Source organism: bacterium, from assembly GCA_024226335.1.
GTDB lineage: Bacteria > Myxococcota_A > UBA9160 > SZUA-336 > SZUA-336 > JAAELY01.
The window spans coordinates 25,731-41,327 of the sequence record JAAELY010000333.1 but is presented as its reverse complement, the minus strand read 5'-3'; the positions used below and the strand labels follow the sequence as shown (position 1 = coordinate 41,327).

14 protein-coding genes and 1 pseudogene are annotated in these 15,597 nt (G+C 60.8%); 10 read left to right on the top strand and 5 right to left on the bottom strand.

The genetic code is table 11. From position 1 onward, the window contains the following. Positions 1–20 precede the first annotated feature (20 nt). The 6 genes and pseudogenes from GY725_17325 (at position 21) to GY725_17300 (ending at position 4,285) form a co-directional block, all read left to right on the top strand. Positions 21–494 carry a MarR family transcriptional regulator gene (locus tag GY725_17325; GenBank protein MCP4005953.1) on the top strand — a complete coding sequence of 158 codons (474 nt, stop codon included), beginning with the start codon at positions 21–23 and terminating at the stop codon, positions 492–494. Between the two features lie 288 nt (positions 495–782). Next, a complete protein-coding gene (locus GY725_17320; protein ID MCP4005952.1) occupies positions 783–2,090 on the top strand; it encodes a VWA domain-containing protein in 1,308 nt (435 codons plus the stop codon). A 78-nt stretch (positions 2,091–2,168) separates the two neighbouring features. Then, positions 2,169–2,963 carry a thymidylate synthase gene (locus tag GY725_17315; protein ID MCP4005951.1) on the top strand — a complete coding sequence of 265 codons (795 nt, stop codon included), beginning with the start codon at positions 2,169–2,171 and terminating at the stop codon, positions 2,961–2,963. Between the two features lie 3 nt (positions 2,964–2,966). Then, on the top strand, positions 2,967–3,452 hold the full coding sequence (locus GY725_17310; GenBank protein ID MCP4005950.1) for a dihydrofolate reductase: 486 nt from the start codon (positions 2,967–2,969) through the stop codon (positions 3,450–3,452). Between the two features lie 23 nt (positions 3,453–3,475). Continuing rightward, positions 3,476–3,895 (top strand): GFA family protein, encoded by a 420-nt coding sequence (locus tag GY725_17305; GenBank protein MCP4005949.1) that lies wholly within the window; start codon positions 3,476–3,478, stop codon positions 3,893–3,895. Positions 3,896–3,944: 49 nt separating this feature from the next. Beyond that, positions 3,945–4,285 (top strand): annotated as a pseudogene (locus tag GY725_17300) (LLM class flavin-dependent oxidoreductase). A 479-nt stretch (positions 4,286–4,764) separates the two neighbouring features. Here the strand turns inward: GY725_17300 and GY725_17295 are convergent. Continuing rightward, a complete protein-coding gene (locus GY725_17295) occupies positions 4,765–5,961 on the bottom strand; it encodes a TIGR04372 family glycosyltransferase (protein MCP4005948.1) in 1,197 nt (398 codons plus the stop codon). Positions 5,962–6,161: 200 nt separating this feature from the next. Between GY725_17295 and GY725_17290 the strand changes: the two genes are divergently transcribed. Beyond that, positions 6,162–7,628, top strand: coding sequence for a wax ester/triacylglycerol synthase family O-acyltransferase (locus GY725_17290; protein MCP4005947.1), 1,467 nt, complete (start codon positions 6,162–6,164; stop codon positions 7,626–7,628). 33 nt (positions 7,629–7,661) lie between these two features. Here GY725_17290 and GY725_17285 read toward each other — a convergent pair whose 3' ends face one another. Then, a complete protein-coding gene (locus tag GY725_17285; protein MCP4005946.1) occupies positions 7,662–8,159 on the bottom strand; it encodes a YajQ family cyclic di-GMP-binding protein in 498 nt (165 codons plus the stop codon). A 186-nt stretch (positions 8,160–8,345) separates the two neighbouring features. Between GY725_17285 and GY725_17280 the strand changes: the two genes are divergently transcribed. Beyond that, entirely contained in the window at positions 8,346–8,843 is a 498-nt protein-coding gene (locus tag GY725_17280; protein MCP4005945.1) for a hypothetical protein, read from the top strand. A gap of 243 nt (positions 8,844–9,086) precedes the next feature. Here GY725_17280 and GY725_17275 read toward each other — a convergent pair whose 3' ends face one another. After that, a complete protein-coding gene (locus GY725_17275) occupies positions 9,087–10,520 on the bottom strand; it encodes an amidase (protein MCP4005944.1) in 1,434 nt (477 codons plus the stop codon). Positions 10,521–10,671: 151 nt separating this feature from the next. Here GY725_17275 and GY725_17270 point away from each other — a divergent pair, with 151 nt between their 5' ends. Both GY725_17270 and GY725_17265 read left to right on the top strand, forming a co-directional pair. Further along, positions 10,672–11,853 (top strand): CoA transferase, encoded by a 1,182-nt coding sequence (locus GY725_17270; protein ID MCP4005943.1) that lies wholly within the window; start codon positions 10,672–10,674, stop codon positions 11,851–11,853. Between the two features lie 11 nt (positions 11,854–11,864). Then, positions 11,865–13,160 carry an MBL fold metallo-hydrolase gene (locus GY725_17265; GenBank protein MCP4005942.1) on the top strand — a complete coding sequence of 432 codons (1,296 nt, stop codon included), beginning with the start codon at positions 11,865–11,867 and terminating at the stop codon, positions 13,158–13,160. Between the two features lie 12 nt (positions 13,161–13,172). On the opposite strand, the gene GY725_17260 is transcribed toward GY725_17265, so the two are convergent. Next, positions 13,173–14,738, bottom strand: coding sequence for a long-chain-fatty-acid--CoA ligase (locus GY725_17260; protein MCP4005941.1), 1,566 nt, complete (start codon positions 14,736–14,738; stop codon positions 13,173–13,175). Further along, positions 14,738–15,502, bottom strand: a complete 765-nt coding sequence (locus tag GY725_17255) for a glucose 1-dehydrogenase (GenBank protein ID MCP4005940.1) — start codon at positions 15,500–15,502, stop codon at positions 14,738–14,740. The genes GY725_17260 and GY725_17255 overlap by 1 nt, the downstream gene beginning before the upstream one ends. Between the last annotated feature and the right edge of the window lie 95 nt (positions 15,503–15,597).

The window sequence follows — 15,597 nt, the reverse complement described above, 5'->3', positions numbered from 1 at the left end:
ACAGTTAATATATGAGTACGATGAATAAAGCAAGACGAGCCGATGCCATCGATGCGGGGCTGGAAGCACTTCAACGCTTGAGCGAGAGCTTTGCCGTGCGCAGAGAACAACTCGCCAGTTCTGCGGGACTCACGGAAGCCCAATGGCGGGTACTCGAGGAAATTTCCTCCGAGCACTTCATGCCTTCGATGTTCGCGCGCAGCCGCGATTGCTCACCGGCCGCGGTTTCGAAAACGATCCGGCAGTTGATCGACCGGGACCTGATTCGGGTTTCGATCGGTACTCGGGACGCGCGGCAGCGGGAGTACGGATTGTCCGGATCGGGAAGACGGGTCATGCGCGGTCTGAGAGCGCGACGGCAAGACGCGATCGACACCATCTGGGCAGACCTGGACCCAGAAGACCTGGAGGTGTTTACCCGCATAAGCGGGAACCTCGCGGATCGGCTCGAGCGCTATGCGGCGACTCGAAAAAGCAAACAAAAGGCGAAATAGATCGACAAAAAAATGGCCCGCCGAAGCGAGCCGAACCGTTTTCAATATCAAAGGACGGCGGCATTGTAGGGGAAAAGCTCAGGTTTGTCAAGGGCTTCCTGAGCAATAGCGGGCAACTGCTAGTTCAGGCCCCGCAACTCGGGAAAACGACTCCCGATGTACTGTTTCGAGCACCGAAAGCGGGTTTTTCAGTAATGGTGATTTCCCCTCAAAAACAATCAGGTAACGAGCATCCCTGTCCGAAAAGGCTGGCAGGGACCGAAGGGGGAACGGTCGACGGAGGTCGACATGTATCCGCGCACCGCCTGCCTGGCCGTTCTGGCCATTGCCTTCCTGCTCGAAGCTTCGGCCATGGCCGATTCCACCGGCAAGCTCAGGCTCACGGTGGACTCGCCTCAGAACAACACCGAGGTCGCTACGGAAGAAGGCCGCGTCTTCGTCTCCGGGCGAGCTCTCGCACTGGGTGGGAAGTCGGGCAAGTTCGACGTCGTCGTGGTCATTGACGTCTCTACGAGTACGGCTGCGCCATCGGGGGCCGACGTAGACGGAAACGGCGATACGGGTCGCAAGCAAGGCTCCTTCCTCTTCCCGTTCTTTACCTGGATGATTTCGACCGCGAGTACCGATCCCGGGGACTCGATCCTGGCCGCGGAGATTGCGGCCGCTCGCACTCTTCTCGATCAACTGGATCCAGAGACGACGCGGGTCGGCGTGGTGTCTTTCTCGGGCGACCGCCGACCCCAGACCCGCGACGCGTTTACCGCGGTGCCTCTGACCAGCAATTTCAAGAAGGTCGCGCGCGGACTCGACCGCCTGCTCGATGAAGGACCGCACGGTAAGACGAACATCGCGGCAGCGGTTCGGGCAGCTTCCGCCGAGCTTACCGGCGGCCTGGACGCGGCCAGCGAAACCCGGCCAGATGCCCGCAAGATCGTGCTCTTCATGACGGACGGCCAGCCGACCCTACCGGACCCGCGCTCGCGGATGAGTAATGCGCGACTCGCGATTTCGACTGCGCGCGACGAATCCCGCAAGGGCATTCGCTTCGACACATTCGCAATCGGCAAGGTCGCCACGGCCGATCCGCTGGTCACCGAGGAGATGGCCTCCGTGAGCGAGGGCGTATTCACGCCGGTGGCGCATCCGGCCGATCTGATCGCCGCCTTCGAGGACCTTGATCTGGCCGACATCCAGCGCCTGGAGATCCGCAACAAGACGACGGGCAGGCTGGCCAGCGACGTGCTTCTGGACGCGGATGGGAGCTTTTCGGCATTCGTTCCGCTCGCCGAAGGCATCAATCAACTGGAAGTGAGCGCTCTGTCGACCGACCAGTCTCGGGGCGTGATCCGGGTGGATGTGAACTTGATGGGTGAGGCGAATTCAAAGCCCCTTCCGGCTCGCATCCTGAAGCGCCGCGCGCGTCTACTCGAGAACAAGCTTCTGGTCGCCCGCGAGCGTCGCGTGGCGATCGAGACCGAGCGCGACGACAGTCTGCGCAAGGAGCTCGGAGCCCAGATGGAAGCGGCGCGGCTGAAGCGCAGCCGGGACCTGGACGTGCAGGTCGAGGAACAGGTACCCGCCAGTCCAAGGGACTGATTTCGATCCAGCGCGCCTTGCAGCGCGCGTCGGCGTCGGTGGAAGCCTATACTGAGGCTCCCTGGGGAGGGGAGTACAGTGGACGCCTATCTGAAACTCCTGGAGCACGTTCGCAAGAACGGAAACCGCAAGGAAGACCGTACGGGTACCGGAACGCTCAGCGTATTCGGCTGGCAGATGCGTTTCGACCTCGCACAGGGATTCCCCGCACTCACGACCAAGAAGCTGCATCTGCGGTCGATCTTCCACGAACTTCTCTGGTTCCTGCGTGGAGATACGAACCTGGCCTATCTGCACGAACACGGGGTGAGTATCTGGGACGAGTGGGCCGACGCGAATGGGGATCTCGGTCCGGTCTACGGTTCGCAGTGGCGCTCCTGGCGCTGCGCCGATGGCAGTACGGTCGATCAGATTTCGCGGGTGATCGATCAGATCCGCAGCGATCCCAATTCACGCAGACTGATCGTGAACGCCTGGAATGTCGGCGAACTCGACGAGATGGCTCTGCCGCCCTGCCACCTCTTGTTCCAGTTCTACGTCGCCGATGGGCGACTCTCGTGTCAGCTGTATCAGCGCAGCGCTGACATCTTTCTCGGTGTGCCTTTCAACATCGCCTCGTACGCGCTGCTCACTCACGCGATCGCGCAGGTGACCCAGCTGGAGGTCGGCGACTTCGTGCACACTCTCGGAGACACACACTTGTACCTGAACCACCTCGATCAGGCCGACGAGCAGCTTTCGCGCGAGCCCTACGCTCTGCCGATACTCAAACTCAATCCCGAGGTGCAATCGATCTTCGACTTCGGCATCGACGATATCGAACTCGTGGACTACCGCAGCCACCCGGCGATCAAAGCGCCGATCGCCGTTTGAGAAGTGCTTTCGCTGATCGCAGCGGTCGCGCGAAATCGCGTCATTGGCACAAGGGGCGAACTGCCCTGGCGCCTGCCCGAAGATCTCGCGCACTTCAAACGCACCACGCTGGGCAAGCCGGTGATCATGGGACGCCGAACCTTCGAATCGATCGGCCGGCCCCTGCCAAAACGCGAAAACCTGGTCCTGAGTAGAGATCCTGGGTTTTCGCCGGAGGGCGTGGTCGTAGCTCACAGTCTGGAGCGCGCCATCGCATTGACTGCGAACGCACCGGAGGCTTTGGTGATCGGCGGTGCGGCTTTGTATGCAGCGGCCCTTCCGCTGGCGCGAACTTTCTACCTGACAGAGGTCCACGCCGACGTTGCGGGCGAAACGCTGTTTCCGAGCTTCGACCGCACGCAATGGCGGGAAACCTGGCGACGCGATTTCTCGGCCGATGAGCAACACGAATACGCCTTCAGCTTGCTCACCCTGGAGCGGCGCGAATAGCGATCAGCTGCAATACTCGAAGTATGGAACCGGGGATCGAAGGTGGATGTCAGTGCGGCAAGATCCGCTACCGCATCGAAGGCCCGGAACCGCCCATCGCAGCGTGTCATTGTACGGAGTGTCAGCGTCAATCCGGTAGCGCTTTCGGCATGAGCATGATCACACCGCGGGAATCCTTCACGCTGACCGCCGGGGAACCGCGCAGCTTCGAGCGCCAAACAGACTCTGGCAAGACCGTCGAGTGTTTCTTCTGTGCGGATTGCGGCACACGGATCCATCACATGCCCATTTCCATGGCGACCACCGTCAATATCAAACCGGGCACGCTCGATGACACGCGCTCGCTGAAGCCGCGGCTCCACGTCTGGACATCGAGCAAACAAGACTGGGTCGAGATTCCCGAAGACGTCCGGCAATTCGACAAGAACCCGGGCGGCAGCTGAGTTCTTGCGTTTCGGCGTCGTAATCCTACCCGAGGAACGTTGGTCCGTGATGCGGGAACGCTGGCAGATGGTCGAGCAACTCGGCTCGATCACGCGTGGACCTACGACCACCTCACCTGGCGCAATCTGCGCGATGGTCCGTGGTTCGGCGCCGTTCCTACATTGGCCGCTGCGGCCCTGGTCACGTCTCGAATCCGCCTGGGAACTCTGGTTGCGTCGGCCAACTTCCGCCACCCGGTGCCCTTCGCCAAGGAGTTGATGACACTCGATGACCTGAGTCACGGTCGGTTCACTCTGGGAGTTGGCGCGGAGCCAGAGGTGCTGAACCAGATCGCTCGAGAGCTCGGACAGGGCCTAAATCAGAACTTTTTTTCTATTTCAGCTACTTGAGAGATTTTCGCCAGGTTTTTCGCCGGCAGTGAAGCACTTCACAGCGGAAGAACCCCGATCCCCCGATGATCCTTATCAGAAGGCGGGCTGACCCGCCGTGGAGGATTGGAATGCGACGCTGCCTGAGCCCGACCGACGTTATTGCTGGAATCATGCTGCTGACGGGAATGCTCTTGATCGCCGGGCAGACCTGGGCAACGGAGCCACAGACTCCAACCCCCGTACACCAGACCCTCCCCACGACCGCTAGCGGTCCATTGTCCCAGTCGGGTCCACAGCCGTTTACTCCCGCCTGTCTGGAACAGACTTTCCACCCGCAGCCTGCGTTGTTCTCGCCCTCAGAAACAACGCCGGTGAAATCCGGCCCTGCCAAGTGCAGGTCGGATTTGGAGAGTTGAACCACTAGCCCCTCCCCCTCAACCCGGTTCACACCACCCGTCTCCCCTCCCAGCCGGGTCGAGGGAGGAACCCACTTCGACTCAACCGCCCGGAAGAAGTGTTTCGTGGCGCCTAAGGAAGTCGCGGCCGACACGACCGGGAGCGCCGTAGCTGTAGTGCCCGTCGTGCATCAAGCCTTTGAAAGCCGCTTGTAGGCGTTCGTCATCCGGCGTGTATCCGGGCGCTCCGTCTGCATACTCCAGCAGTTCGCGAACCAGTTCGAGGATTTCGTCGGCCGTGTTGTCGACCAATCGATAACCCGCTTCATCCCAGTCTTCGTCGTAGCGGAAGCTCTCGACCGAAGAGTCGAATATTCCCTTGAAATCGAGATAACGCGCCTCCGTTTCAGACCACACCAGTTTCGGAATTCCAATCATGGGGTTGCCACAAGGCACCACGACCGACAACGGAACCTGGTTCGCTTGCGCCGACGGCACACCGAATATCGGCGATAGATTCGCCAGCCCCGATGCACTGCCGAGAAAACACCTTGCACTGGCGCACAGAAAGACATCCATCCAGTCCGACTTGGCGTCGCTGAGGGCATAATCGACGACATTGCGCATCGACGGCAGCGGCTTCATCGTCGAGTCGCCGAGTCGAATACACCAGCCACCGCGACTGACGATCTCCTCGATTGCGGGAATAAAGGTAAGAGCGTCGGCGTTTCGGAAGTTCTGTTGGTCTTTGGGAGCAAATCCGCTCTCGCGGCAGTGAGCGGCGACAAACCACGCTCCCTCGGGCACACCGAGTTCCCGCAACACTCGCTCGCCGCGACGTCGATGTTCCGAAGTCAACTCGAGCAACGGAGCGCGATCTCCCCAGTCCGTGAGGATTCTGCCGTAGGTCGCGGTCGATTTCTGCACAGTCGCGTAGGCCTGGGTGTCGTAGATCAGTCGCGGGTCCTTCGCGAATGGCCACAGCAACCACGTGAGGAGCGGCGAACGGACGATGCGTAGATACTGCGCCCAGTATTCGAGCATGCTCGCATTGGCGATCCGATCGGGTCTGACCAGGACAATCTCGCGGAAATCAGGCCTGAGATCGAGTCGCCCTTCTTTGATGAACAGATCGGGCTCAGACGCCAGATGGCCGATACGTCCGGTTGTAAAAGCCACAAAGCGAAAATCGAACAAGCGCTGTAACAAGAGAACGGGCAAGCCAAAAACACGCCGCGCCAGGGACTGATACCAGCGCTCCAGGCGCCGTCCGATCCGCCCCAACAGCGTGCGCTTCAACTCCGAGGCTCCCAGTGCTGCGCTGTCTCGCAGGATTGACCCATTCACCCGAAGTTACGATCTCCGGATGCCCGGCGCACGCTCTCGGCGCCGGGCTTCAAGGGGATCCACGCCGGAGCATTTTCGACCCTTCTGCCTGAAAAGGGTGTAGAAGAGGACTCTGGCAGTTTCGCTTTTCCAACAACGGCTAGAGGCACGCCATGGAACAGCTCACCGGGCTCGATACCAGCTTTCTCAACCTCGAAACTCCGACCACCTACGGCCACGTTTCCGGTCTGGCGATCTTCGATCCATCGACCTCCCCAGGTGCACCGGCAAGCTTCGAAGACATCAAACAACTAATCAGCGATCGAATCCATCTTCTACCGCCGTATCGCCGCCGACTGGTGGAGGTTCCGCTGGGATTGGATCATCCCTACTGGATCGAGGATCCGGATTTTGACCTCGATTTCCATGTGCGAAACATTGGCCTGCCACCTCCGGGCGATGCGCACCAACTCGCTGAACAGGTATCCCGCATCGTCGCTCGCCCTCTGGATCGCAGCCGTCCGCTCTGGGAGCTGTATGTGATCGAGGGCCTCGAGAAGGGACTCTTCGCACAGCTTACGAAGATCCATCACTGCGCGATCGACGGCGTTTCAGGTGCGGAGATCCTCACAAGCCTGCTCGACCTCGACCCGGTTCCGCGCATCGTTGATCCACCCCGGCGCGCCTGGCGTCCGGAACCGGAACCTTCACAATTGGAGATGCTCGCACGTGGACTCTGGGCGGTTGCGGGGACTCCTCGCAAGGCCTTCCGTCTCGGACGCGACTCCTTGCGCAATCTTCCCGCGCTCACCAGATCCCTTGGATTCGGCGAGCTTCCGGGAACTTCGGTGATTCGCCGGATCGCGGGACGCAAACCCGACGAACTGCTCTCGGAAGCCTCGACCCGTGCACCGCGCACGCCATTCAATGATCGCATCACGCCGCATCGGCGCTTCGCGTTCGGCTCGGTGCCGCTCGCGGACGTGAAGGACATCAAGAGCCAGCTGGGCGTGACGGTCAACGACGTGGTCCTGGCGCTGTGTTCTGGAGCCCTACGTCGCTATCTGCTCGAGCAGAAGGAACTGCCTGCAGATCCGTTGATTGCGATGGTGCCTGTCTCCGTGCGCACCGAAGAACAGGCGGGAAGTTTCGGCAATCAGGTTTCAGCCATGAGTGCGTCACTGCACACTGATGTTTCCGACCCTTTGATTCGCCTGGCGAGGATTCACGAATCCATGAGGATCGCGAAGGAACAGCACAATGCGCTGCCCGCAACACTGCTACAGGATTTCGCGCAATTCGCGCCGCCCGCCGTTGCGGCTCGCGCGGCTCGTGTGATCGCGCGGGCGACCGTTGCGGATTGGATCGACGTGCCGTTCAACGTCGTGATCTCAAACGTACCGGGACCGCAGTTCCCGCTCTACGGAGTGGGCTCGAGGCTCGTAGGCAACTACCCGGTATCGGCGATCAACGACGGCGTGGGTGTGAACATCACAGTGCAGAGCTACAACGGAAGTCTCGATTTCGGAATCATCGTCTGCAGGGAACTGATGCCGGACGTTTGGGACCTGATGGACTTCTTGCACGAGTCGCTCGAAGAACTCAAGGAAGCCGCGAAACAGACCGCCGAAGCCGAATAGTTTCCCGGCCTGCAATCGGAAACGGAACGCCGTCTATCGGTAGTTTCCGAATTCGAGTTCGATTCCGTAGTCCTGACTCTTCAAAAAGGTGATGACTTCCTGAAGGACGTCCTTGGCGGGACTCGATACCCGCAACTCTTCGCCCTGAATCGCGACCTGCGCCTTCTTGAACTTCTGCGCTTTGACTTCCTTGACGATCTTCTTGGCGGTATCCGAGTCGATGCCCTGGATGAGCGAGATCTTGCGCCGCACGCGACCGGCCCCGGCAGGTTCATCTTCACCCATGTCCAGGTTTCGGACCGGCACTTTGCGTTTGATCAGCTTCTCGCGAAGCACCTCGATCACTGTCTTGACGCGAAACGCGTCATCGCCTTCGATCGTCAGCGATGCCGCCTTTCGTTCGAATTCGATCGTGCATTTCGAACCGCGGAAATCGTAGCGCTGAGCAATCTCTTTTCGGGCCTGATTGCTGGCATTGTCGACTTCTTGGAGATCGACCCCGGTGGATACATCGAATGAATACTGTGGCATTGCGCGACTATAGCGGCTCTTGCCCAGGACTACCCATGCCTGCAGCGTCGGAACTGCATTGATCTCCCGAAGAGCCTGCCCGAAAATCCAGGAGTCGGCGCCGCCCTGGCCCGACCCGCGCGAGGCACTTCCGCCCGCGTAGGACACCCCGCGGGGACGCAAGAGCCCCCGCGAGAGGAGAATAGAATGCACCATCGACACTGGCGCCGTGCGCGCAGACACTACGAGTGGGCCGCCTGCGGACCCGACATCGCCGGCGAAGAGCGCCATCGGAGCACTTCGCCACGCGGCTGCAAAACCGTGTTCTCCAGCCGCCGTGAGCAGGATTCCGTGTTCGGATCCTCGGGACTCGGCACGAGGCGGCCCCTCCGCTTTCTGGCCCACCGCCTCGATCTGACTCAGGATCAGGTCAATGAGGCGTCACGCATCCTGGAACGCCTGAAAATCGAGCGAGAGCAATCCGCCGTCGATCTGCGGCGTGCCGCAGCCGACGTCGCCGATGCGTTCGACGCCGATACCTTCGACATGGAACGCACGGATGCGGCCACGCAGAAGCGGGTCGAAGCCGCTCGCGCCGTACAGCGTGCGGTCGCCGTCACATTGCGGGAGTTTCACGAACTCCTCGATGAAGATCAGCGCTCGCATCTGGCGACACTGATCCGGACGCGTGCGATTCGCTTCTAGCGGGTTGCAGAAGAGCACTGAACCGAGACAAGCGAACGAAAGATGCCGGGGTGCGCGTTCGCGCACCCCGGTCGTCTGCCAGGGAATCTCTGCACAGGGAGGATTCGAGCGAGAAGCGGAAGTCGCCGCCTGAGCAAGAAGCGTGATCCGATCGCAGATCCGTAGATCTGCAGAGGGTCGCGCGACGCAGCGCAGGCGGATGCATCGCGCTTCGCAGCCGCAGCCTCCCTGTGCAGAGGTTCCCTAGAGGTCCGACACCTGCGGTTTGCGCCCGATCCAGGGCTGAGCCTGTTCGAGCTGTGCAGCCAATCGAAACAGGGTTGCTTCGTCCGCATAGCGACTTGCGAACTGCATTCCGAGTGGAAGACCATCACTGCTTTCGAATAGTGGTACCGACATCGCGGGTTGGCCGGTGAAATTGAAGGGCGGAGTAAACGGGAAGACCGTAGCCTGTCTGCGACTCACCTCGCGCGGTTTCAAGTTCACTGGATCGATATGCCCGATCTGCGGTGGCGGTGTTCCCATGACCGGACTGAGAAATACATCGACATCCTCGAATAGCGACAGGACCTCGCGATTCAATTCGCGTAACTTGCGCCAACCGGCCATGACGACTTCGCCCGATAGCTTCTGTCCCGCACGAATTCCCGCCCAAGTAAGCGGTTCGAGTTCGTCGGGTTCGGGCTCGCGGCCGACCCGCTCACTCATCTCCTTGAGATTCGCTGCCGCATTGGCCGCCGCTACGGCGGACTGCGCGCGGTAGAGTTCCCGATAGTCCACACCCAGACCTCGCTCGATGACCTCGTGCCCCAGTTCTTCGAGCAGACTCACCGTCATCTCGAAGGCTCTCTGGTTCTCCTCGTGAATGGCCACACCTCGCGGCGTCTCGCTGGAATATGCAATCCGCAACCTTCCCGGTGCGGTACTGACTTCGTCCAGATAGGGCCGCTCCTTGGGCGGTGGTGCGTAGGGTGATGACGCTTCGGGATAGCCAGTCGCGTCGAGCATTGCCGCGCTATCGCGCACGCTACGCGAGACGACGTGATCCACCGAGAACCCGAGCGCGCGAGCACCGTCACGCTGACCATTTGGATTGCGGTCGCGTGTCGTCTTCAACCCAAACAGCCCGCAACACGCCGCGGGGATGCGGATCGAACCCAGGCCGTCACTAGCATGGGCGAGCGGAACCATACCCGCGGCCGTCGCCGAAGCGGCCCCTCCCGATGAACCGCCCGAGATGTGCTCGGGATTCCAAGGATTGCGACAGGCCCCGAGCAGCGCCGACTCGGTGGTTCCGGTAATACCCAACTCGGGTGTATTGGTCTTGCCGAGGATCACCACTCCGGCCTTGCGATAGCGACGCGTGAGTTCGCTGTCTTCCGTGTCGAATTCGTGTTGCAGAAAACGGCTGCCACTGGTTCTGGGCATGCCCGCTACCGCACACCCGAGATCTTTGATCAGAAACGGCACACCTCGGAAGGGTCCGTCCGGCAACTCGGATGCTGCACTCTGACGTGCGTCGTCATAGGCTTTGTGCACGATCGCATTCAGCATCGGGTTGTGGCGCTCGATCCGGGCGATCGCCTCCTCGACCAGTTCCGCGGGCGAAACTTCGGAGTTTCGCACGAGTTCCGCGAGGCCCAGACCGTCGTACTGACCATACTCCGAGAATCCCATCTGCCGCTCCTCCGACCGTTCATCGGTCCTGCCCAGTCTAACAGGCCGCCGGAAGTGCCCGGTGCGGTTTGATCCGGCGGGTCGGGTCTGAGACAGTGGACCGTCGGCAGTAGCCGCCACACACCAACCACATTTGAAGGGGAGCGAACGAGTGTCCGGTCCGCTTACAGGATTCAAAGTCATCGATGCAACGGCGATGATCTCGGGTCCGATCGCAACCCGCATCCTCGCCGACCAGGGCGCGGACGTCATCAAGATCGAGCCGCCTGGCATCGGTGACCTGGTGCGTGCTTTTGGTTCGCATCGCAACGGCTTTCCCGCGATCTTCCTCACCAGCAACCGCAACAAGCGCTCAGTCGTGCTCGATCTGAAACAGACGAGAGGGCTCGAAGTGCTGAAACGATTGGTGGCCGACGCGGACGTTTTCGTTCAGAACTTCCGACCCGGAAAAGCCGAACAGATGGGAATAGGCGAAGCCGATCTGCGCGCGGTGAAGCCCGACCTCATCTACGTGTCGATCAGCGGTTTTGGTGAGTCTGGCCCCTACTCCGACAAACGTGTGTACGATCCAGTGATCCAGGCCCTCTCCGGTCTGGCGGCCGTTCAAGCCGATTGGAAGACCGGGCGACCGCAGATGATGCGTCTGATCATCCCCGACAAGCTGACCGCCCTGACCGCAGCTCAATCGATTACGGCCGCCTTGCTCTCGCGAGAGCGCACCGGAAAAGGCCAGCACGTCAAGCTCGCGATGCTCGATGCGATGGTCGCGTTCCTGTGGCCCGAAGCGATGGCCCGACACACCTTCGTCGATCACGACGATACGCGCGATCGACGTCTGGCGAAGGATCTGGTCTTCGAGACGGCCGACGGATACATGACGGTAGGCGCGGTTTCCGACGAAGAATGGCGGGGCTTGTGCCTTGCACTCGAGCGGCCGGACTGGCTGGAAGACGAGCGTTTCCAGACGGCCGTCGGACGCATCCAGCACATCGACGATCGTCTGAACATGACCGAAGAAGTGACCCGCGAGCGAACGACCGACGAATGGCTCGAGCGCTTCGACGCGCGCCAGGTACCGTGTGCACCCATTCGCAATCTTGACGAACTCTGGCACGACCCACAGATCGTCGAGAACGAGTTGATCGTCGAAATGGACCACCCGGTCGTCGGGCGCATCCGCCAACCACGCCCCGCAGAACGCTTCGATGCCACGCCGTCGGAGATACGGCTGCCCGCTCCCGCACTCGGCGAACACACCGAAGAGGTGCTTGCGGAAATCGGGTTGGATCGGACGGAGATCAACGAATTGAAAGACGCGAAAGTCCTGGGATAGAGGGAAATTCCATGCCAGACCTACTCGGGCTCTCTGCCCGCTTTATCGACGAAGGAATCTACGAGGGCCCCGGCTCAGTCAATCGCACGACCGCCGAGCTTTCTGAGGTCGCCGATCAAATCGCTGTGGTCGAAGCCTTCTCGCACGTGGTGGCATTCGATACCGGTGAAGGGCTGGTTTTGTTCGACACGAGCCTGGAAGCCTTCGCCGAGGGGATTCTCAAGTCACTGCGGAGTTGGAGCGAAGCTCCAATCCACACGATCGCCTACACCCACGGTCACGTGGACCACGTGGGTGGAACCCAGAGGATGATCGAAGAAGGACGAAGAGCGGGCCACGGCCAGCCGCGCATCGTCGGACACGAGAACCTGCCCGATCGCTTCGAACGCTATCAGTTCACGAACGGCTACAACGGCGTGATCAATGCCCGCCAGTTCGGGCGCGTCCGAACGCTCGGAGGCATGGTGGCGGCCGAGACCGTCCAATCCTTCGGTCCCAGCACCTGGGTGCGCCCCGATACGACCTTCCGCGACCGTCTGCGCTTGCAGGTCGGAGAACTCGATATGGAGTTCCGTCACGCCAGAGGCGAGACGGACGATCACCTCTGGGCCTGGATTCCCTCGCGCAAGGCGATCTGCGCGGGTGACTTCATCACCTGGGTGTTCCCGAACGCCGGTAACCCGCAAAAGGTGCAACGCTTTCCGCTCGAGTGGGCGAAAGCACTTCGCGAAATGTCTGCGCTGGGCGCGGAGTTGTTACTGCCCGCACACGGTCTTCCGGTCGCCGGTGAAACCCGCATTCGAGGCATGCTCGATGACATCGCGCGGGCACTCGAGATCCTCGTAGAGCAGACACTCGAACTGATGAACGGCGGCGCGCGTCTCGATCAGATCGTGCACGAGGTCAAGCTTCCCGACGAGTTGCTTCAAAAACCCTATCTGCGTCCCGTCTACGACGAACCGGAGTTCGTGCTGCACAACATCTGGCGACTCTATGGTGGCTGGTACGACGGAAATCCAGCCCATCTCAAGCCGGCTCCGGCGCAGGTGCTCTCGAACGAGATCGCGCAACTGGCCGGTGGCATCGACGTTCTCATCCAGCGCGCCCAGGACCTCGCCGAAGCCAGCGAGTTCCGACTCGCTTGCGAACTAATCGAGATGGCCACACTCGCGACTCCGTCCGACCGCAGTGCACACGCGGCCCGGGCCGAAATCTATGCAGCGCGACGCAGGGGCGAACTCTCGCTGATGGCCAAGGGAATCTACGGTCACGCGGCCCGCGAATCAGAGAGCCTGGCGAAGGATTGAAGACAATACCGCTCAGCCCCCGACGCGTCGCTTCTGACCTTCCCAATACGGCTCGCGCAGGTCCTTCTTCAGGACCTTTCCGCTGGCGTTTCGCGGTAGTTCGGCGATGAACTCGACCTGGCGAGGCACCTTGTAGCCGGCAATCCGGTCACGCGAGTGTGCGATCACCTCGTCGACGCTCAGACTCGTACCTGGCTTGGTCACTACGAAAGCCAGGATGGCCTCGCCAAACTTCGCGTCGGGAATCCCGATCACGGCCGCGTCGATGATCGCTTCGTGTTCGAACAGGGCATTCTCGATCTCGCGCGGGTATACGTTCTCGCCACCGGAAACGATCATGTCCTTGATGCGATCCTGGATGTAGATATAGCCTTCTTCGTCCATGATCGCGGCGTCGCCGGTGTGCATCCAACCGCCTTTCAACGCCTTCTCGCTGGCCTCGGGCAGGTTCCAGTACCCCTTCATGATCTGTGGACCGCGCGCGATAATCTCGCCGACTTCGCCCCGCGCCACCTCCACATCGTTCTCGTCGACGATTCGCACATCAGTACCCGTGATCGCGCGACCCGCTGAGAGCAGGAGTTCGGATCGCCCGGCGAGCGCCGCCACGTGATCTTCTTCGGTCAATACGGTGACGGCGGCCGTGGTTTCAGTCATGCCGAATCCCTGGTGGAAACCGCATCCGAAGACTTCCATGGCTGTGCGCAGCGTGTCTTCCGCAATCGGGGAAGCGCCGTACGTAATGATCTTGAGCGATGGATAGCGACGCTCCGCCACGTCGGGCACCATGACCAGGCACGCTTGGATCATCGCGGGCACCAGTGTGCACCACGAGATATCGCCTTCCGACAATTCACGTACGACCGCCGCTGGATCGAAATCCTCTTGAATCACGAGGGTTGCGCCGGAAATGATCGCCGCCATCACCGAGATGGCTGCGGCCGCGTGATACATCGGTGCGACGATCAACGTGCGACTGCCGGGTCCGGGACGGATGGTCAACGAAGTCATTAGTTGCGACACATTCGAAATGACCGCATGGTGCCGCTGGATCGCACCCTTGGGATGCCCCGTCGTGCCGCTGGTATACATCTGGTACAACTCGTTCCGATCGGTAATCTCGCGACCCGGGTCGGTTTCCGCTTGTTCGCCCACCCAGCCCCGATACGATTCCCATCCTTGGGGTACGTCGCCGAGCGCGATGAAGGTCTTCGCGCTCTTCAGTTTGTCGCGCACCGAATCGATGCCCTTCGGATGGTCACCTGCGGCAATCACCAGCTTCGCTTCCGCGTCGTTGATGATGTACGCCCACTCCGGTGGCGCGAGTCGATAGTTCAGGGGCACGGGCACGGCGCCCACTTTCGCCGCGGCGAAATTCATCAGGGCCATGTCGATCGAGTTTTTCGACAGATAGGCGAAGCGATCGCCGACCTCGAGACCGACGGACACCAGTCCATTGGCCAGACGATTCGCCTCCACATTCGCCTCTGCATAGGTCATGGAATGCGAACCCTGGATGGCGAACTCCCTATCGGGTCGAACTCTCGCGTGATACTCGATGAAATCGTGTAGGCGCATCAGGTGATCGTGCCTCCGCCGTCAATGACGATCGTCTGTCCGGTAATGAAGCTTCCCGACGCGGAGGCCATGAAGACGGCCGCGCCGGCGACTTCTTCGGGCTCGCCGATTCGTCGCAATGGATAGTTTTTGACCGTCTGTTCGTAGATCACCGGATTCTCCCAGAGCGCGCGCGCGAAATCAGTGCGGATGAGTCCGGGTGCAATGCAATTGATGCGCACGTTCTTGGGACCCCATTCGACCGCCAGGTTTCGCGCAATCTGCATATCAGCCGCCTTCGAGATCCCGTACGCGCCTAGCTCCCGGGATCCGATCAAACCCCCGACCGACGAAACGATGATCACGGAGCCGTCACCATGCTCGGCCATCTCGGGAATCACCATCTGACACAGCCAGTGATTGCTGCGAATATTGCAGTTCATGACCTTGTCGAACGCGCTGTCGGGAATATCCTGGCTCGTGCCAAAGTACGGATTCACCGCCGCGTTGCACACACAGACATCGATCTGACCGAACGCCTTGCGGGCCTCGTCGACCAGATTCTGCAACTCCTCCTTGTAGGAGATATTGCAGGCGACTGCGATCGCCTCGCCGCCGCGTTCGCGGATGCCTTCGACCACGTTTTCACAGGCGTCGAGTTTGCGACTCGAAACGACCACGCGGGCGCCGTGCTGCGCCATGGCTTCGGCAATAGCCTTGCCAATGCCCTTCGACGATCCCGTGACGACCGCGACCTTTCCGCTCAGATCGAATAGTTTCTGCACATCGGAACTCCCATGTCCGCGGAAGATGAGTCATTGTCTCACGTCCGGGGCAATAGCTCTACAAGCCTCGAGTATGTGCGTTATTCTGACTACGG

Excerpts from the sequence above, each read along its gene's own strand:
- GY725_17305 (MCP4005949.1), top strand. The coding sequence starts at position 3,476 with ATGGAACCGGGGATCGAAGGTGGATGTCAGTGCGGCAAGATCCGCTAC.
- GY725_17265 (MCP4005942.1), top strand. The coding sequence starts at position 11,865 with ATGCCAGACCTACTCGGGCTCTCTGCCCGCTTTATCGACGAAGGAATC.
- GY725_17260 (MCP4005941.1), bottom strand. The coding sequence starts at position 14,738 with ATGCGCCTACACGATTTCATCGAGTATCACGCGAGAGTTCGACCCGAT.
- GY725_17280 (MCP4005945.1), top strand. The coding sequence starts at position 8,346 with ATGCACCATCGACACTGGCGCCGTGCGCGCAGACACTACGAGTGGGCC.
- GY725_17290 (MCP4005947.1), top strand. The coding sequence starts at position 6,162 with ATGGAACAGCTCACCGGGCTCGATACCAGCTTTCTCAACCTCGAAACT.
- GY725_17325 (MCP4005953.1), top strand. The coding sequence starts at position 21 with ATGAATAAAGCAAGACGAGCCGATGCCATCGATGCGGGGCTGGAAGCA.
- GY725_17285 (MCP4005946.1), bottom strand. The coding sequence starts at position 8,159 with ATGCCACAGTATTCATTCGATGTATCCACCGGGGTCGATCTCCAAGAA.
- GY725_17320 (MCP4005952.1), top strand. The coding sequence starts at position 783 with ATGTATCCGCGCACCGCCTGCCTGGCCGTTCTGGCCATTGCCTTCCTG.
- GY725_17275 (MCP4005944.1), bottom strand. The coding sequence starts at position 10,520 with ATGGGATTCTCGGAGTATGGTCAGTACGACGGTCTGGGCCTCGCGGAA.